The organism is Millisia brevis NBRC 105863 (assembly GCF_001552615.1).
GTDB classification, from domain to species: Bacteria; Actinomycetota; Actinomycetes; order Mycobacteriales; family Mycobacteriaceae; genus Millisia; species Millisia brevis.
Window position 1 is genome coordinate 321,720 of the sequence record NZ_BCRN01000006.1, and the last position, 16,963, is coordinate 338,682.

Annotated in this window: 16 protein-coding genes, 1 tRNA gene and 1 pseudogene; 6 read left to right on the top strand and 12 right to left on the bottom strand. The window is 69.0% G+C overall.

The window, feature by feature from the left end; all coding sequences use genetic code 11:
* Positions 1–159: 159 nt before the first annotated feature.
* A complete protein-coding gene (locus MB1_RS11320) occupies positions 160–453 on the top strand; it encodes a hypothetical protein (RefSeq protein ID WP_066906770.1) in 294 nt (97 codons plus the stop codon).
* A 133-nt stretch (positions 454–586) separates the two neighbouring features.
* Positions 587–1,768 (top strand): alpha/beta fold hydrolase, encoded by a 1,182-nt coding sequence (locus MB1_RS11325; protein WP_084351488.1) that lies wholly within the window; start codon positions 587–589, stop codon positions 1,766–1,768.
* Between the two features lie 76 nt (positions 1,769–1,844).
* Here the strand turns inward: MB1_RS11325 and MB1_RS11330 are convergent, their stop codons facing one another.
* Positions 1,845–2,867, bottom strand: a complete 1,023-nt coding sequence (locus MB1_RS11330; RefSeq protein WP_066906773.1) for an ABC transporter substrate-binding protein — start codon at positions 2,865–2,867, stop codon at positions 1,845–1,847.
* Positions 2,868–3,058: 191 nt separating this feature from the next.
* Between MB1_RS11330 and MB1_RS11335 the strand changes: the two genes are divergently transcribed.
* From MB1_RS11335 to MB1_RS11345, 3 genes are read left to right on the top strand one after another with little or no spacing between them, the layout of a single operon-like run.
* Positions 3,059–4,024, top strand: coding sequence for an iron chelate uptake ABC transporter family permease subunit (locus MB1_RS11335; protein ID WP_218000228.1), 966 nt, complete (start codon positions 3,059–3,061; stop codon positions 4,022–4,024).
* Complete coding sequence (locus tag MB1_RS11340) at positions 4,021–5,124, top strand: FecCD family ABC transporter permease (RefSeq protein WP_084351494.1); 1,104 nt, start codon at positions 4,021–4,023, stop codon at positions 5,122–5,124. The genes MB1_RS11335 and MB1_RS11340 overlap by 4 nt, the downstream gene beginning before the upstream one ends.
* On the top strand, positions 5,118–5,939 hold the full coding sequence (locus MB1_RS11345; RefSeq protein ID WP_439646936.1) for an ABC transporter ATP-binding protein: 822 nt from the start codon (positions 5,118–5,120) through the stop codon (positions 5,937–5,939). The genes MB1_RS11340 and MB1_RS11345 overlap by 7 nt, the downstream gene beginning before the upstream one ends.
* 15 nt (positions 5,940–5,954) lie before the next feature.
* Here the strand turns inward: MB1_RS11345 and MB1_RS11350 are convergent, their stop codons facing one another.
* On the bottom strand, positions 5,955–7,199 hold the full coding sequence (locus tag MB1_RS11350; RefSeq protein ID WP_066906778.1) for an alpha-amylase family protein: 1,245 nt from the start codon (positions 7,197–7,199) through the stop codon (positions 5,955–5,957).
* Between the two features lie 70 nt (positions 7,200–7,269).
* Here MB1_RS11350 and MB1_RS11355 point away from each other — a divergent pair, with 70 nt between their 5' ends.
* A complete protein-coding gene (locus MB1_RS11355; RefSeq protein WP_066906917.1) occupies positions 7,270–7,881 on the top strand; it encodes a TetR/AcrR family transcriptional regulator in 612 nt (203 codons plus the stop codon).
* A 152-nt stretch (positions 7,882–8,033) separates the two neighbouring features.
* Here the strand turns inward: MB1_RS11355 and MB1_RS25630 are convergent, their stop codons facing one another.
* From MB1_RS25630 to MB1_RS11400, 10 genes and pseudogenes are all read right to left on the bottom strand, one after another.
* Positions 8,034–8,174 (bottom strand): hypothetical protein, encoded by a 141-nt coding sequence (locus tag MB1_RS25630; protein ID WP_157084014.1) that lies wholly within the window; start codon positions 8,172–8,174, stop codon positions 8,034–8,036.
* A 215-nt stretch (positions 8,175–8,389) separates the two neighbouring features.
* Complete coding sequence (locus tag MB1_RS11360; RefSeq protein ID WP_157084015.1) at positions 8,390–9,370, bottom strand: hypothetical protein; 981 nt, start codon at positions 9,368–9,370, stop codon at positions 8,390–8,392.
* 139 nt (positions 9,371–9,509) lie between these two features.
* On the bottom strand, positions 9,510–10,433 hold the full coding sequence (locus MB1_RS11365) for a helix-turn-helix transcriptional regulator (protein ID WP_084351501.1): 924 nt from the start codon (positions 10,431–10,433) through the stop codon (positions 9,510–9,512).
* A gap of 108 nt (positions 10,434–10,541) precedes the next feature.
* Positions 10,542–11,528, bottom strand: a complete 987-nt coding sequence (locus tag MB1_RS11370) for an aldo/keto reductase (protein ID WP_066906782.1) — start codon at positions 11,526–11,528, stop codon at positions 10,542–10,544.
* Between the two features lie 28 nt (positions 11,529–11,556).
* A complete protein-coding gene (locus MB1_RS11375; protein ID WP_066906785.1) occupies positions 11,557–12,555 on the bottom strand; it encodes an aldo/keto reductase in 999 nt (332 codons plus the stop codon).
* A 55-nt stretch (positions 12,556–12,610) separates the two neighbouring features.
* The gene (locus MB1_RS11380; protein ID WP_174531952.1) at positions 12,611–13,660 is read right to left on the bottom strand and encodes a zinc-binding dehydrogenase; all 1,050 of its coding nucleotides are present in this window, start codon (positions 13,658–13,660) and stop codon (positions 12,611–12,613) included.
* A 242-nt stretch (positions 13,661–13,902) separates the two neighbouring features.
* Positions 13,903–14,928, bottom strand: coding sequence for an ATP-grasp domain-containing protein (locus MB1_RS11385; protein WP_218000230.1), 1,026 nt, complete (start codon positions 14,926–14,928; stop codon positions 13,903–13,905).
* Between the two features lie 421 nt (positions 14,929–15,349).
* Positions 15,350–16,006: pseudogene (locus MB1_RS11390) on the bottom strand (aldo/keto reductase); the annotation flags it as partial.
* A 189-nt stretch (positions 16,007–16,195) separates the two neighbouring features.
* A tRNA-Pro gene (locus MB1_RS11395) sits at positions 16,196–16,269 on the bottom strand.
* Positions 16,270–16,375: 106 nt separating this feature from the next.
* The gene (locus MB1_RS11400; RefSeq protein WP_066906923.1) at positions 16,376–16,885 is read right to left on the bottom strand and encodes a GNAT family N-acetyltransferase; all 510 of its coding nucleotides are present in this window, start codon (positions 16,883–16,885) and stop codon (positions 16,376–16,378) included.
* Between the last annotated feature and the right edge of the window lie 78 nt (positions 16,886–16,963).

Consider the following 16,963-nt stretch of genomic DNA (forward strand, 5'->3'; position numbering starts at 1 on the left):
ACGGCACCCTTGCCCTGTTAGCGGCTAGCAGCTAACATAGCTAATAGATCGCCGGTCATCCTGATCGACCGTCGATGGCATGGGCGCCCGTTTCGATCGGACGCCGACGATTCCCATCCTCGCCACGTCCGAACGTGTCGCCACAGCAAGGAGCACCACATGTCCTCGTCCAACCCGATCGCCGACGCCACCGCCGTGCTGACCCCGAACATCGAGGAGACCGCTCAGCGGATCCGCGAGCTCAACGAGAAGCTGATCACCGCGGCCAAGCAGAGCGGCAACCTCACCCTCGACGCCTACGAGAAGACGTTGGCCGGCATCGTCGAGCTCGAGACCAAGGTGGCGGGCGCCACCCAGCTCGACTGGATCTCGGCTCTTGCCAACGCCCACACCAGCTTCGTCACCGAGGTCAGCTCCGCTTACGTGACCGCGGCGCGCGACGCCCTGAAGTGACAGGCGGCCGGCCTCTGCCGGCCAATCCGCCACAGCGGCCCGGGACCGATGTCCTCCGGGCCGCTGTCGGCGCCTCCGGGGTTAGCCCGGGGTGTACGTCACCCCGCCCCTCGTCAGTGAAAGTGAGCACAGTATGAGCAGTTCGACCGCTACAACCGCGGATCCCGGCCACTCCTCCGGACAGGCCGCGCAATGGTCTGACTTCCCGTTGGACGCCGGTCTTGCGTTGTGGAACGGATGGACTGGATACCTACGGTCGGCGATCGCCCGCGGAGCCGGACCGCTCGAGTTCGCCGAGGACGCCGCCGAGTGGTGGCGCGCATCCACCGTCCGCGCCAAGCCGACCTGGGTCACCGAACACACCGAGGTGCTCGCCTGGCCGCAGGCGCGCCTGCTCGACTTCAGCACCGACACCGACCTGCTGCCGACCCTGCTGCTACCGCCGCAGGCCGGGCACGCGTCGACGATCGCCGACTACAACGCCGATCAGAGCCAGGTGCTCACCGCCCGCGACGCCGGGCTGACCAACTTCTACGTCCTCGATTGGCTCGGCGCCACCGCCGAGACCAAGGATTCGACCATCGAGACCTACATCCGCATCATCGATGAGTCGATCGATCACATCGGCGGCAAGGCCAACCTGATGGGCGACTGCCAGGGCGGCTGGCTGGCGACCATCTATGCGGCACTGCATCCCGAGAAGGTCAACACCCTGCTGATGGGTGGCGCGCCGATCGACTACCACGCCGGCAATTCGGCGATCCTCGACTCGATGCAGCAGATGAAGAAGCTCGGCGACGAGATGCTCATCTACCGCGCCCTGGTTTCCCTGGGCGGCGGCAATCACCTGGGCCTGAGCCAGATCAACGGGTTCAAGTTGCTCGAGCCGGCCGAGGAGATCAAGCGGCTCAGCGCGCTCTGGGCGAACATCGCCGATCCGAACTATGTGCAGCGCCACATCGACTTCACCAACTGGTTCGAGTGGGGTCAGGACGTCCCGGGTGCGTTCTACCTGTGGATCGTCGAGCACCTGTTCGTCAACAACGAGCTGGTCCAGCGCAAGCTGATCGTCGACGGGACCGTGGTGGACCTCGCCGCGATCGAATGCCCGTTGTTCCTGTTGGCGGGATCGCGGGACCACATCACCCCGGCTCCACAGCAGTTCGCCCTGGCCACGTACGCCAGCACCCCCGACGATGCGGTCACCACCGAGATCGTCGACGCGGGCCACCTCGGCCTGTTCATGGGACGATCCGTGCTGCGCGATCACTGGGCACCGATCTTCACCAAGGTCGCGGAGCTCTCCCGCACCTGACAACACCCCCGGGACAAGCCGGCCGGCATCGCGATCCCTCGCGATGCCGGCCGGACCCGTTTGCGGACCGGAGGAGTCAGGCCGTCAGGAACTTGTCGAGGTCGGCAACGATGTGCTGGGCACCGATCGGGCCGAGTCCGAGGAACCACACGTCGTCGTCCACCCGGAACGCCCGCCCCTCCGCGACGGCCGGCAGCGCCGCCCATCCGGCACCGTCGATGACCGATGTCTCGCCCGTGGCGTCGGGGGTGCCGTAGCTGGTGTAGAAGATGTAGTCGCCGTCGGCCTTGTCGATCTCCTCGGGCGAGATCTCCACGGCGAGGTCCTCGACGTCCTGGTCGGCGGGCCTGCTCAGGCCGGCATCCTGCAGGATCACGCCGATCAGCGACAGGTTCCCGTAGAGGCGCAGCCGATTCGGCATGAAGCGGACGAGCGAGATCGTCGGATCGCCCTGCACCTTTTCACGCAGTGCGGTCGCCGAATCCTGGTAGGAGTTCAACACCTCGATCGCCTGCTCCTCCTCACCGAGAGCGTCACCCGCCAGCAGGAAGTTCTCCTTCCACGGATAGCCCGGCCGGATGGAGAACACGGTCGGAGCGATCTCGGACAGCTGCGGATAGAGCTTGTCGGCACGCAGTTCGCTGCCGAGGATCAAGTCCGGTTGCAGAGCGGCGATCGCCTCCAGGTTCGGTTCCTGGATCGTGCCGACCGCCGTGGCCTCGGCGACCTCATCGGCCAGATACGACGGCACCGAATTGGCGCCCTCGGTGCTGGGAATGCCGATCGGGGTGATCCCGAGGGCCAGAACGGCGTCGATCTCGCCGGTGTCGAGGACGACAACGCGTTCCGGCTTGGCCGGGATCTCGGTGGTGCCGAGGGCGTGGACGACCGACCGGGGAAAGACCCCCGGTTCGGCGTCGCTGCCGAGTTGCGCGGTCTCCTCGTCCGCGGTGGAGAACCGTTCGCCGCCGGTGGCCACGTCGGTGTTCCCGACATCGCTCGAGCCGGCACCGGACCCGTCGCCGCAGGCCACCAGGGCGGCGGAGACCACCGATGCCATCGCGATGATGCTCAATCGCTTCAGAACATTCGTCCTCATGGCGGGAGGATAGCCTAAGCTGACCTCTCGCCAAGTTCCTTCGACGAGGACGGACCGTGAGCCCGAATCCCACCCGCAACGGCGGTTCGCCCGCTTCGGTAGCCGTCGGAACACATGCCGGCCGTCGGCGCCCGACACATATCGACCGTCGGCGCCCGACACATGCCGGCCGTCGGCGCCCGGCGGCCATCGTGGCACTGTTGGCCCTGGTGATCTGCGGGATCGTGCTGAGCCTGGCGATCGGGGCGAAGTCGATTCCGATCGAAACGGTCCTCGAGGCGGTGTTCGCGCGGGGGCCGTCCGCCGATCACGCCACCGTGTGGGATGGACGCATCCCGCGCACCGCCCTTGCGGTGGTGGCCGGTATCGCCCTGGCCGTGGCGGGCGCGCTCATGCAGGCGATCACCCGCAACCCGCTGGCCGACCCCGGGGTCCTGGGCGTCAACGCGGGCGCCGCATTTGCCGTGGTGGTCGCGGTGGGCTTCCTGGGCTGGACCGCTCCCCCGCAGTACATCTGGTTCTCGTTCGCCGGCGCCCTGGTGGTGGCGCTGATGGTCTACTACGTCGGTACCGGCGGCCGCGCCAACGTCGACCCGGTGCGGTTGACACTCGCCGGCGTCGCCCTCGGCGCGGTGCTGACCGGTATCGGTGAGGGCCTCGCGTTGCTGCGCCCCCGGGCCTTCGATCGCATGCGGGTCTGGATGATCGGCAGTGTCGACATTCGCAGCCTCGATCCGACCCTGTGGATCCTGCCGTTCGTCGCGGTCGGATTGGTGCTCGCTCTGGGCGCGGGCCCGCGGCTCAACGCGATCGCGCTCGGCGACGACCAGGCCGCCTCGCTGGGCGTGAACGTCACGCGCACGCGGATCGCCTGCGTCGCCGCGATCACGCTGCTCGCCGGTTCCGCTACGGCGGCCGCCGGCTCGATCGCCTTCGTCGGGCTGATGATCCCGCACGCGGCCCGCTGGATCTGTGGTCCCGACCAACGCTGGATCATCGCCCTGTCCGCGCTGATGGGACCGATCCTCATGCTCTATGCCGACGTTCTCGGGCGGGTGATCGTGCCCGGCGAGATGCCGGTCGGCGTCGTCACCGCCCTGGTGGGCGCGCCGGTGCTGATCATGCTGGCCCGCCGCCGTCGGGTGGCCCACCTGTGACCGGGACCGGCGATGCGGCGACCGGCCGCGCCGCCCGGCCCGCGTCCGTCGACCGCAGCGCTCGGCTGTTCGCCCGCCCGACGGTGGTGGTGCGCCTCGGTGGCGCGGTCAGCGGGCGGGTGACGGTGCGGTCGGTCGCCGTCTGCGTCGGATTGACCGCGGTGATCGTCGCGGTCGGGGTCCGCACCTTGATGTCCGGTGAGGTCGACATCCCGGCGGGTGACGTGCTGCGCTACCTCGTCGGCGAGTCCGGCGGTCTCGACCGCACGATCGTTGTGAATTGGCGCCTACCGCGGGTCGTGGCGGCGGCGATCTTCGGCGCGGCGCTGGCGGTGAGCGGTGCGGTCTTCCAGACGTTGACGCGCAATCCGCTGGGCAGTCCCGATGTGATCGGCCTGAGCACCGGCGCCTATACCGGGGCGCTGATCGTGCTGCTGGTGCTCGGGTCGGGATTCGGCGGCGTCGCTCTCGGCGCTCTGGTCGGTGGGGTCGCCACGGGGCTGGTGGTCTATCTGCTGTCGTACCGGTCGGGCAGCCGCGGGTTGCGGTTGATCATCGTCGGGATCGGTGTGAGCGCGACCCTGACGGCGATCAACCAGTGGCTGATCCTGCGGGCCGATATCGATGTCGCGATCTCCGCCGCGATCTGGGGCGCCGGCACCCTCAACGGGCTCCGCTGGGACCAGGCCGGGCCGGCGATCGCCATCGTGCTACCGGTTCTGGTCGCCGTCCTGTTGCTGACCCCGCGGCTGCGCATTCTCGATCTGGGCGACGACGCCGCGGCGGCGGTCGGTCTGACGCTCGAGCGCACCCGGCTGGTCCTGTTGGTGCTCGCCGTCGCCCTGACGGCCGCGGTCACGGCGGTGACGGGTCCGATCGCCTTCGTCGCCCTCGCTGCCCCGCAATTGGCGCGCCGGCTGGTCGGTTCGGCTTCCATCCCCCTGGCGACGTCCGCGTTCATGGGCGCGGCGCTGCTGGTGATCGGCGATCTGATCGCCGGACGACTGTTCGCTCCGATCCAACTGCCGGTCGGGGTGGTCACCGTGTCGCTCGGTGGCGTGTATCTGGTGTGGCTGCTCTTCCGGGAGGCTCGATCGTGACATCCGTTCGCCTGCGCGCCGAGGGCATCACCACCGCCTACGACCAGCGCACCATTTCCCGCGATCTGTCGGTCGACATCCCCGACGGGCGGATCACCGCGATCGTCGGACCCAATGCCTGCGGGAAATCCACTCTGCTGCGGGCATTGTCACGACTATTGCGGCCGCAGGAGGGCACGGTCCTGCTCGACGGCCACGATATTCAACATCGGCCGGCCAAGGAGGTGGCGCGGACGCTCGGGTTGCTGGCGCAGTCGTCGACCGCCCCGGACGGGATCACCGTCTCCGATCTGGTGGCCCGCGGCCGCTACCCGCACCAGACCCTGCTGCGCCAGTGGTCGGCCGCCGACGAGTCGGCCGTGCGGGCGGCAATGGCGGCAACCGGAGTGACCGACCTCGCCATTCGTCCCGTCGACGAGCTGTCCGGCGGACAGCGTCAGCGGGTCTGGGTGGCGATGGTGCTCGCACAGGAGACCGACCTGCTGCTCCTCGACGAGCCGACCACCTTCCTCGACATCGCCCACCAGATCGACCTACTGGAATTGTTCCTGCGACTGAATCGGGAGACCGGGCGCACCGTCGTCGCCGTCCTGCACGACCTCAACCAGGCGGCACGATACGCCGATCACCTGGTGGCGATGTCCGACGGAACGATCCGTGGTGTCGGCTCGCCGGCGGACCTGCTGACCCCCGCTCTGGTCGCCGAGGTCTTCGGTGTCGATTGCACGATCATCGACGACCCGGAGTCGCATACCCCACTGATCGTTCCGAAGCTGGGCCCGACCAGGCGAGCGGCGCCCGAGGCGACCGCGTGAAACCCACACCGCCCGCTAGCGACGCTGCTCCCAGAGCACCCCGCCCGCCGCGTCGCGGATCGTGACGGCGGGACTCCCGGCGAGGTCTACCTCCACATCGAGATGTGCGGCGCCGTCCGAGGATGTGGTCCGGTACGTATAGCGGGTGTTGTCGAGGTGGATCGACGTGGTGGTCGCCGTGACCAGCCACGGATGTCGGCGCCGCAGCCCGATGAGGTCCCGGTGCGCGCGCAGGACCGGCAACCCCCAGGGCGCGAGCCCGGACGGCTCGTCCGGAAACGCCGGACGCACCGCATCGTCCCCCCCGTGGCGCTCCTGCTTGACGCCGGTGAAGCCCTGCTCGTCGCCGTAGTAGATCGACGGGATGCCACCGACGGTGAGCAGGATCGCCGCGGCGGTGACCGCGCCGTCCGCGCCGACCGCACTGGCGATCCGGGTGACGTCGTGATTGCCGACGAAGGTGTTCGGGACGAAGTGGGCAAGGAAGTCGTTGTGCCGCTTCAACGCCCAGTCCAGTTCGAACAGGTTGCGGTCCCGGATGCTCGACCGGATCGCCTTCCACAGCTCGTACTGCGTCGTCGAGTCGATTCCCGAGTCGGCCACCACCCGCGCGTAGTCGCCATGGATGACCTCGCCGAGGAACCAGGCCTCCGGATACGCGGCGCGCACGTCGGGCAGCACGCGAGCCCAGAACTGCGGGCGCACCGAGTAGGCGGCATCGAGCCGCCATCCGTCGATCCCGCGTGCCAGCCAGTGCCGCATGACCCGAGCGGTGTACTCCACCGCCGCGTCGGCGCGGTGGTCGAGCCGGACCAGTGAGCCGTGCCCTTCGAAGACCCGGGGCGACGGTCCGCCGGGTGCGTTCCAATCGATGTCGAACAGGGCCGCCGCGGGGCTCCCCGGCCCTTCGGCGAGGGCGCGAGCGACATCGGGGTGACCGGCTCCGACGTGGCTGAACACGCCGTCGAGCACCAGCCGCAGGCCGCGCCGCCGACAGGCCTCGACCAGAGCGTCGAAGGCGTCGTCGCCGCCCAGCCGCGGATCGATCCGGAACTGGTCGGTGGTGTCGTAGCCGTGCGTCTGCGAGGCGAAGATCGGGCCGAGGATCAGCCCGGAGACACCGAGTTCGATGGCGTAGTCCAGCCAGTTGATCAGTCTGTCCAGCCGGGCTGACGGCTCGGGATCGGCGTCGCGGATCGGCGCGCCGCAGAATCCGAGCGGATAGACCTGCCACCAGATCGCCCGGGATACCCAGTCCATGCGAGCCTCCTACTGAATCCAATTCACTAACGCTAGTGATCGTAGTTCACTAGCGCCTAGGATGGGAACCATGGTGCGCACCGACCGCAAACCCCGTCGCAGACTCGACCCGGATTCCCGGCGAGCGGACATCCTCGAGGCGGCCGCCGACGCGTTTGCGTCCCGCCCCTACGGGCAGGTGTCGATCTCGTCGATCGCGGCGGACGCGGGAGCGTCGAATGCGTTGCTGTACCGCTACTTCGCCAACAAGGAGGAGCTCTACACCGCGGTGGTGCGACTGGCGATCGCCGAGCTCCTCGCCGGGCAGGCCGCCGCGCTCGCGCAGCTCCACGTGGGGGTTCCGGTGCGCGACCGGGTCCGCGCGGCGACGATCGTCTACCTCGACCACATCGCCGACCATCCGGATGCCTGGGCGATGCCGATGCGCCAACCGGGCGGCGAACCCCCGGCCGCCGCCGCCCTGCGCGCGGACGCCCGGAGCGCCTATGTCGGCCATCTGACAACGCTGCTCTCCGACAACGCCGGCGCCCGACGCGAATACGCGCTCTGGGGGTACCTGGGCTTCGTCGACACCGCCTGTCTGCGGTGGGTGGAGAAGGGGTGCCCGGACGACGATCGCGGGCCGCTGGTCGAGGCGGCCCTCGGCGCGCTCGAGGGGGCGCTCGGCGACTGGGCCGCATAAACGCTTCGGTTGCAGGCGAACTCAGCGGCGAGGGGTCGGTCCACGATGACGGTTTCCGGATTCCTCTACGCCACCAATGCCGAATTGGTCGGCGAGGCCGCCGCCCGAGGCGGCACGATCGGCTGCTACGTCACCGATCCGGGCGTTCGTGGTCATGCTGCTCGGTCGCCGCTGCAGGTGGGCGTTGTGCGCGAACGCGAATACCGGGCCGCGAGCAGCAGCAGGTTGTCGGCCATGATCGTCGCCCGGCGGGCGAGCAGGGCGGCCATGCGATGGTGGGTGTTGTCCGCCATCCAATATTGGACTCGCAGGCCGGATTGTCGCGGGGTCCCCGGAACTCCGCGTCGCCGAAGCCGCGCTGGACATCGATCACGATGAGCGCCGGTCGACCGAGGGGAGCTTCGTCCGCCCCGATTTCGGAGATCATCTCGATAACGACAGGCCGAACGCGGTCCCGCATCTCCGCTCGGCGCGGGCTCCGAAGTGGCGCTGTCGGTGGCGGCGGTGCTCAGGCCTCGATGGAGCGGCAATCGCGGCCGGCCAGTCCGACGGTCTCCCAGCCCTCCCAGCCGGGTGTCGAACGCATCCGTTCCCGGTCGTAGGCGGCCTCGATCGCGGCCGCGTCTCCCGATTCGAGCGCTGCGGCTCGGTCGGCGAACATCTCCGTCCGCTGTCGCGGCAGGGCGAGGGTGGCTTCCCAGGCCGCGGCGTCCGGGACGTGTGCGGTGGGTACGGACTCCAGGTCCGCGAGCGTTTGCTCCCATTCGTCGTGCAGGCCGCGTACCGCGTCGAGGTGGGCGGCGGTGGGCTCGGGCGTTTCGCCGCCGATCAGGCCGGCGACGATCTCCAGATTCTGCGCGACGTTGGCCGCGTAGTCGGTGGATGCGCGCCGTTCGACGATGGCGGTACAGGTCCGTGCGGCGGCAACCTGGAAGTCGCGGGCCGCGGCGTCCGGTCCGGGGTAGGACAGCAGCATCTCGCAGTCGCGCCCGGCGTAGCTCGGATCCAGCTCGCCGGGGGCGGCGTCGAAGCCGTAGGGTTCGCCGATTCCCAGCGCGTCGGGCATGGGGTCGCCGGGTGCCTCGACGGCCGCCGCCCGCGCCGCGAGCACGTCGATCGTCGCATCGAACCCGGCGATGATCGCCGCCCAGGCGGGTTGCCCGGTGTCGGCCTGCTCCAGCCGATCGCGTTCGACCGACAATTCCGTGCGAGCCGAGATCAATCGGGCGTGCCATTCGGCGCGATCGGCGGAGGTGGGCGGGGTATCCGACCCGATCGTCGCCAGCACGACGTCGGTAGCGGCGTCGCGTCCCGCCGTGAAGGTGGCCGCGTCACGGTCGTCGAGGATGGCCGAACACACCTCCAGCGGTGTCGACGGCGCCGCCGTCGAGGCGGCGGATGTCGCGTCGGGCACGCTGCCGCCGACGGTGTCGGCCGGGGTCGACGCGGAGCATCCGGCCAGGCATGCGGCCGCCACCGCAGCGGCCACGACTCGGAGCATTGTCGACATGCCGCGCATCGTGTCACATGGCTGCGCCGCGAGGTCGCCGATGCTCCCCGGTACCCGAATCGTGCAGCGGGCGCGGTCCGAACCGTGCGCGACCGCCGGCCCGGCCGGCGGTGATCGATTACGGGGTCGTGGGCTTCTCGCTACCGCTCCCGTCCGGATCCACCCCACCGACACCGACGGTCGTCTCGTCGACCGCACCCGACGCCGCCCACGAGGCCAGCATGGCCAGCGCGTCGGCGGTCGGCGATCCGGCGGGGGCGGTGTAGACATTGAGCACCAGGCCCGGTTCGCTCGGCAGGTCCATCGACTCGAAGTGCAGGTCGAGGTCCCCGACGACGGGGTGGTGCAGACGCTTGGTCCCGCTGCGGTGGAACATCACGTCCTGCGACGCCCAGTGCCGGCGGAAAAGCTCACTCTGCGTGGACAGTTCGCCGACCAGGTTGATCAGATCCGGGTCGTGCGGGTTACGGCCGGCCTCCAACCGCAACATCGACGCGCCGTCGTGGGCGATTCGGTCGTAGTCGCGCCAGAACTGGTGGGCGGCCGGGTTGAGGAAGGTGAAGCGGGTGGTGTTGACCGGCCGCCGCGGATCCTCGAACACCGGCGAATACAGCGCCCGGCCGAGGGTATTGGCGGCGAGGATGTCGTGCCGGCCGTTGCGCACCCAGGCCGGGGCGTCGCTGATCGCGTCGAGGACCTGCTGGACCGCCGGCCGCACGGGCCCGGCCGGTCGGGCCCGCCGCTTGGTGCGCGCCGGACCGGCCGCCCGGGCCAGGTCGAAGAGGTATTCACGTTCGGCCTCGTCGAGGCGAAGCGTGGTGGCCAGGGCGTCGAGAACACTCTCGGAGACGCCGCCGATATCGCCGCGTTCGAGCCGCACGTAGTAGTCGACCGAGACACCGGAGAGCATTGCCACCTCCTCCCGACGCAGGCCCGGCACCCGCCGGTTACCCCCGAAGGACGGCAACCCCACCTGCTCGGGAGTCAACCGTGCACGGCGCGAGCTCAGGAATTCGCGGACCTCGGCCCGTACGTCAGCCATCTGTTCACCGTATGCCCGGTTGCGCGGCGCGGGGAGGCCCTGCGAGTACCAGGTTGTTTCCGATCATCGGGTTCCTTTCGTGTGCGGAAGACCCCCGGGTGGCGGACATCAGAGACCCACCATCTTCATGCCGGCCTCCCCGTAGCGGTTGCCGGCGACGCCGACCGTGTCGACCAGGGCGTCGAGGTCGGCCATGTCGTCCGCGGACAGCGCGACGGTGGTTGCGGCGGTGTTCTCGTCGATGCGTTCCCGACGCCGGGTCCCCGGGATCGGCACGATGAACGGTGCGCGGCCGAGCAGCCAGGCCAGCGCCACCTGCGCCGAGGAGGCGCCGCGCTCGGTCGCCACCGCGGTCACCCGGTCGAGCAGCGCCTGGTTGGCGGCCAGGTTCTCGGGTTCGAAGCGCGGGACGGTCGCGCGGACCTCCCCCGGCGCGAACGGCCGGCCCGGTGTCACGGTGCCGGTGAAGAACCCCTTGCCGAGCGGGCTGAACGGCACGAATCCGATGCCGAGTTCCTCGAGGGTCGGCAGCACCTCGGCCTCGGGATCGCGCGTCCACAGCGAGTATTCGCTCTGCACGGCCGTCACCGGAAAGACCGCGTGCGCCCGCCGGATGGTCCCGGCGCCGGCCTCGGACAGGCCGAAATGCTTGACCTTGCCCTCCGCGACCAGTTCACCGACGGTGCCCGCGACGTCCTCGATCGGGACGTTCGGGTCGACGCGGTGCTGGTAGAACAGGTCGATCGCGTCCACCCCGAGGCGCTTCAACGATGCGTCGGCGACCCGGCGGATCTGTTCGGGTCGCGAGTCGGTGCCCTGCATGCGGCCGTCGACGATGTTCCACCCGAACTTGGTGGCCACCACCACCCGATCCCGGATCGGGGCGATCGCCTCGCCGACCAACTCCTCGTTGACGTACGGCCCGTAGACCTCGGCGGTGTCGATGAAGGTGATGCCGTGGTCGACCGCGTATCGCAGCACGCCGATCATGTCGTCGCGATCACCCGGGTTGGGGCCGTAGGACATCGACATGCCCATGGCGCCGAGTCCGATCGCCGAGACCTCGAGATCCGGTCCGAGCTTCCTGGTGTGCATGATGTCGTTCCCTCCTGCCCGACAGCGCTCAGTAGCCGCTGGTCGAGCCGTAGTAGGTGGGCTTGCGGGGTGTGTAGTTCTCCTCGAGCGCGACGATCTCCTCGTCGGTGAGGTGCAGGTCGACCGCCGCGGCGGCGTCGGCCAGGTGGTGCGGTTTGGTCGCGCCGACGATCGGGGCGGAGACGGCCGGGTTGTGCAGCACCCAGGCGAGCGCGACCTGCGCCATCGACACGCCCCGCTCGGCGGCGATCTTCTGGACGGCGTCGACGGTGCCGCGGTCGGTGTCCTGCCACAGGCGGGTGCCCGACGAGTCCACGGTCGGGTTGCTTCGGCCGCGCGTGGTCGAGGCCTCCCCCCACGGCCGGGTGACCAGGCCGCCGGCGAGCGGCGACCACGGGATCGCACCGACGCCCTGGTCGGCGAGCAGCGGGAACATCTCACGTTCCTCTTCGCGGGCGATCAGGCTGTACTGGGACTGCATCGAGATGAAGCGCGTCCAGCCGTGCAGGTCGGCGGTGTACTGCATCTTCGACAGCTGCCAGGCCCACATCGACGACGCGCCGATATAGCGCGCCTTGCCGGCCCGCACGACGTCGTGCAGTGCTTCCATCGTCTCCTCGACCGGGGTGTGCGGGTCGAAACGGTGGATCTGATAGATGTCGATCCAGTCGGTGCCCAGGCGGCGCAGGGAGGCGTCAACCTGCTCGAAGACCGCGCGGCGCGACAGGCCGCGGCCACCGGGGCCGGTGCCCATCGGTGCGAACAGCTTGGTGGCCAGCACGACCTCGTCCCGGTTGGTGTACGTGCTGATCGCCTTGCCGGTGATCTCCTCGCTGGTGCCGTGGCCGTAGACGTTGGCGGTATCCCAGAAGGTGATGCCCAGCTCGACGGCCTGCCGGAAGATCGGTTCGGCGGCGTCGGCGTCGAGGGTCCAGGCGCCCTGCGTGCCGCCGGAGGCGAAGCTCATACAACCCAGGCCGATGCGGCTGATGGTCAGTCCGGACGTGCCGAGGCGGGTGTATTCCATGATGTGTGCTCTTTGATGGAGGGATGATGCGGTCGACCCGAGCCAATCGACCCGGTCAGGGGGTGACCATCACCTTGAGGGCCTCGCGGCGGTCCATCGCGGCGTAGCCGGAGGCGATGTCGTCGAGGGCGATGGTCGAATCGAAGACGCGGCCGGGGTCGATCGCGCCGTCGAGCACCTGCGGGATCGCACCCTCGAGGTAGGCGCGGACCGGGGCGGGTCCACCGGCCAGACGGGCGTTCTTGCCGAACAGGGACCCGAAGCCGATCGGCGCCTGCTCGTACTGCGGGACGCCGACGCGGGAGATGATTCCGCCGGGGCGGACGATCCCGTAGGCCTGCTCGTAGGCCGGCATCAGGCCGACGGCCTCGAGCACGATATGCGAGCCCTCGCCGTCGGTGAGGTCGAGAACCCTGTCGATCCCTTCGCTGCCACGCTCGGCGACCACGTCGGTCGCACCCCATTCGACGCCGAGTTCGGTGCGGTCCTTGTGCCGGCCCATCAGAATGATCCGCTCCGCGCCCAGCGACTTCGCGGCGAGCACCGCCGACAGGCCGACGGCGCCGTCACCGATCACCGTGACGGTCTTCCCCGGCGCCACCTCGCCCATGTGAGCGGCGTGGTAGCCGGTCAGGTACACGTCGGACAACGTCAGCAGCGATGCCAGCAGGCTCTCGTCCGCGGTGGCCGGGTCGACCCCGGGAACGGTGACGAGGGAGCCGTCGGCGAGCGGGATGCGGGCGAACTGGGCTTGCAGTCCCGGCACCTGCGGGGTCGCGTAGAACCCGCCGTGCAGGCAGGAGGTCTGGAAGCCCTCGCGACAGAAGACGCAGGTGTTGTCCTGGAACGCGAACGGTGCGATCACGAAGTCACCGCGGGCGACCGACGTCACCGCGCTGCCGGTCTCCTCGACGACACCGATCAGTTCGTGTCCCATCCGCACGGCGGGGTCCGATGCGGACCGCGAGTGGTACGGGTGCAGGTCGGAACCACAGATGCAGGCCCGGACCACGCGCACGATCGCATCGGTGGGCTGCTCGATGATCGGATCGGGAGCGGAATCCACGCGGACATCGCCCGCGCCGTACATGTAGGTGGCTTTCATGTCATCGAGCAAACGCCATTCCGGCGTGCGGCGGGAGTACCTCTTCTTCCGGGTACCGCCAGTACCCCCTTCGGCGTGTCCCGAAGGTCCGGATTGTAGAAATCCGCGGCCTGCGGGTTCGGAAACGCCGCAGGCGGCTTCACCCGATCATCCGGGTGAAGCCGCCACATGCGTGTGAGGTGATATGCGTTGCCGGACGTTTCGCGTAGAGGTACGCGATCGGGCATTCCCGGGTGTCGGGCCTAACCCGCTTCGCGCAACCCCAGGTCGTCGATCAGCTGACCCTCGCCGGCGGGCGCGACCTCCATGACCGCCTCGGCGACGGCGATGCGGACCGGCAAGCGCGGCGGCAGCCGCAAGCCGGCGTCGCGCTTGAGCAGCAGCCGCACGGCGGCCCACGGCAGGTTCACACCGGCGAAGGCGGTGTGAAAGAGCCCCGCCGACGGTCGCGGGTTGATCTCCAGCAGCACCGGATGACCACTGCGGTAACGCAATTGCACATTCGTGAGGTATGACAGTTCGAAGTTTCGCACCAGCTGCCGGGCGATGTCCACCAGCGCCGGATCGTCGAGCATCGTGCGGAATCGTCCCTGCTTGGCGCGCGGAATACCCACCAGCAGTTCACCTCCCGGAGCAGAGAGGCAGTCGATGCTGATCTCCGGATCGTCGAGGAAAGGCATCACGAGCAGAGGCGGTACCGCCTCGCCCTCCATATCGGCGCGACGCATCGCCGCGGCGACCGCCTCGACCGATACGACCGGCTCGGGTGCGGCCTTCAGGCTCGCCATCGTCAACGGGCGGTCGTCGAGGATCCGGAAGCCGAAGGCGGAGTATTCCCCACTCGGCTTGAAGCACAGGGTTTCTCCGGTGCGGGACAGTTCGTCGACCGCGTCCTCGAATTGGTCGGCATCGGTCACTTCACGCCACGGCGGCACCGGGGTGCCCTCTCGGCTCGCGATCTTGTAGGTGAGCGCCTTGTTCGTCAGCGTCGCGACGGCGGCCGCGGGTGAACACATCAGGTGTGTCCCGATAGCGGCGAAGTCCTCCACCCGGCCGGCGAGCGCATCGAGGCGCCTGGGCGGGATGAGGACATCGATCCTGTGGACCCGGCAGAAGTCCAGCGCGAACTGCGCGTACTCCTCGTTGCCGACATAGCGCGGCTCGACCACCGGGACGTCGCACGCCGAGAGCGCCGGCGCGTCCGGATCGACATTGCCGGCGTAGATGATGACGTCGACCCCGTCCGGGTTTTCCCGCAACAACCGCATGACCTGGACGGTTGCCGCACCCGCACTGCTGAGCCAAATCCGAAGCGCGATGACTACCGCTCCCCTTCCCGAGTACGTAGAGAATCGGACCTTATCCCGGTTCGGTGGTACGCACACGTCGGGATGAGGCAGCCGCAACTCGCCCGCTCGCCTACCGGCCGACTCCAACGCCGACATACCTTGCCCCGCAGCCGAACTGCGGGAGCAGTCCGACCCGGTGGGCCGCGGTGACGTCGCCGTCGTGAGGAAGTCGGAGCCGGTGATCGACGAGCCGGGTCCGTCCATCAGGAACCGGAAGGTTGGCGACATCGGTGGGCGTCCCCGTCCGGCCTGCGGAACTGTCGGAAATCATAGCGCCAATATCGGCCGCATCGGGACCGTCGATCCGGGGACGCGCACAACGGTGTCACGCGCTCATCGGTCAGGCTTCCGGGATCCGGAATTCGAGGAACTGAGGCTGCGGCCGGTCGAGGTCGGGCCCGCCGCGCAGGTCGGTGTCGAGCGCGTCGATCCGTCCGAGTTCCTCGCCGGTCAGCTCGAAGTCGAAGACGTCGAAGTTCTCCGCGATGCGCGCCGGGTTGATCGATTTCGGGATGACCTGGCGTCCCTGCTGAATGTGCCAGCGCAACATGACCTGTGCGGTCGTCCTGCCGTGCGCGGCGGCGATCTCCACCAGGACGGGATCGGTCACGGTGGCGCGACCGGAGCCGCCGAACTGTCCGCCATAGAAGGTGATCCCCCCGATCGGTGACCACGCCCGGGTCGGAATGCTGTGCTCGGCGTTCATCTGTTGGGAATCCTTCTGCACGAAATAGGGGTGCAGCTCGATCTGGTTCACGGCGGGAATCACGTCCACCACGTCCAGCAGCTGGCGCAGGGAGACCGGGGTGAAGTTGCTCACTCCGATCGCGCGCACCAGACCGTCGGCGTAGAGCTTCTCCACACTCTTGTAGGCGGCGATCGTGCGATCGAAGACGCCCACCGCCGGCTGGTGCAGGATCAACAGGTCGAGCTGCTCGACCCCGAGTGTGCCGGTGGCCTTCTCGAAGGCGTGCAGGGCAGTCGCACCGCGCACCGCAGAACCCTGCCGTCCCGGTGCGGCCTTCTGCCGGGGACCATCAGATTACCCGGGGGCAGCCAGGAAAGCACCAGGTCCTCATCCACCTGCAGCCGGATCGGACGGATGCGGGTACCGGCGGGCGACCAACGAAACGGTCCTCGGACGTGAAGAAGCCCCGGCGAGAAATTGCTCGCCGGAGCTTATCTGTCGGGCTGACAGGATTTGAACCTGCGACCACCTGACCCCCAGTCAGGTGCGCTACCAAGCTGCGCCACAGCCCGCTGCGCTCACGCGCTCGATGAGGGTACCCCGGGGCGGGGGTCGCGACGAAATCGCCTCGCGGTGGCCGGCATCACCCACCTGTTGTACCGACCCGACACCGTGCCGTCAGATACCGAAGGGCGGTGCGTAGTGGATCAACCCCGCCGGGATCGGTCCGGCATCCGGCAGGGCGAGCACCATCAATGCCTCCGCGGGGACGTCGATCGAGATGCGAACGCCGTGGTCGGCGGCCCGCTGGAAGCCGAATCGCGGGTAGTAGTCGTGGTGGCCGAGAACGACCACGTACCGCTCCCCCAGCTTCGCCGCCTCCGCCAGGCACGATTCGATGGCCGCCGATCCGGCGCCGGTGCGTTGCTGCTCCGGTGCGGTGGCCACCGGAGCGAGGCACAGCGCCGGAACGTCGTCGATGTGACAGCGGGTCAGCAGACAGTGGGCGACGATCCGCCCGTCCGCGTCGACCGCCACCCGCGAGAGCTCCGGGATCCACGCCGGGTCGGCGCGCAGGGCGTCTACCAGGTCCGCCTCCTCCTCGGTGGGGAAGGCGGCGGCGTGGATGGCGTGGACGGCGGCGATATCGTCCGGCGATTCGGCGCGGACGCTCCAGGGCGATGTCATGGTGTCCACACCTCATCACGTCGCGCCGGCCCGCGCATCCACATTTCGCCGGTCACCTCGAACATGCGTGTGGGGAGT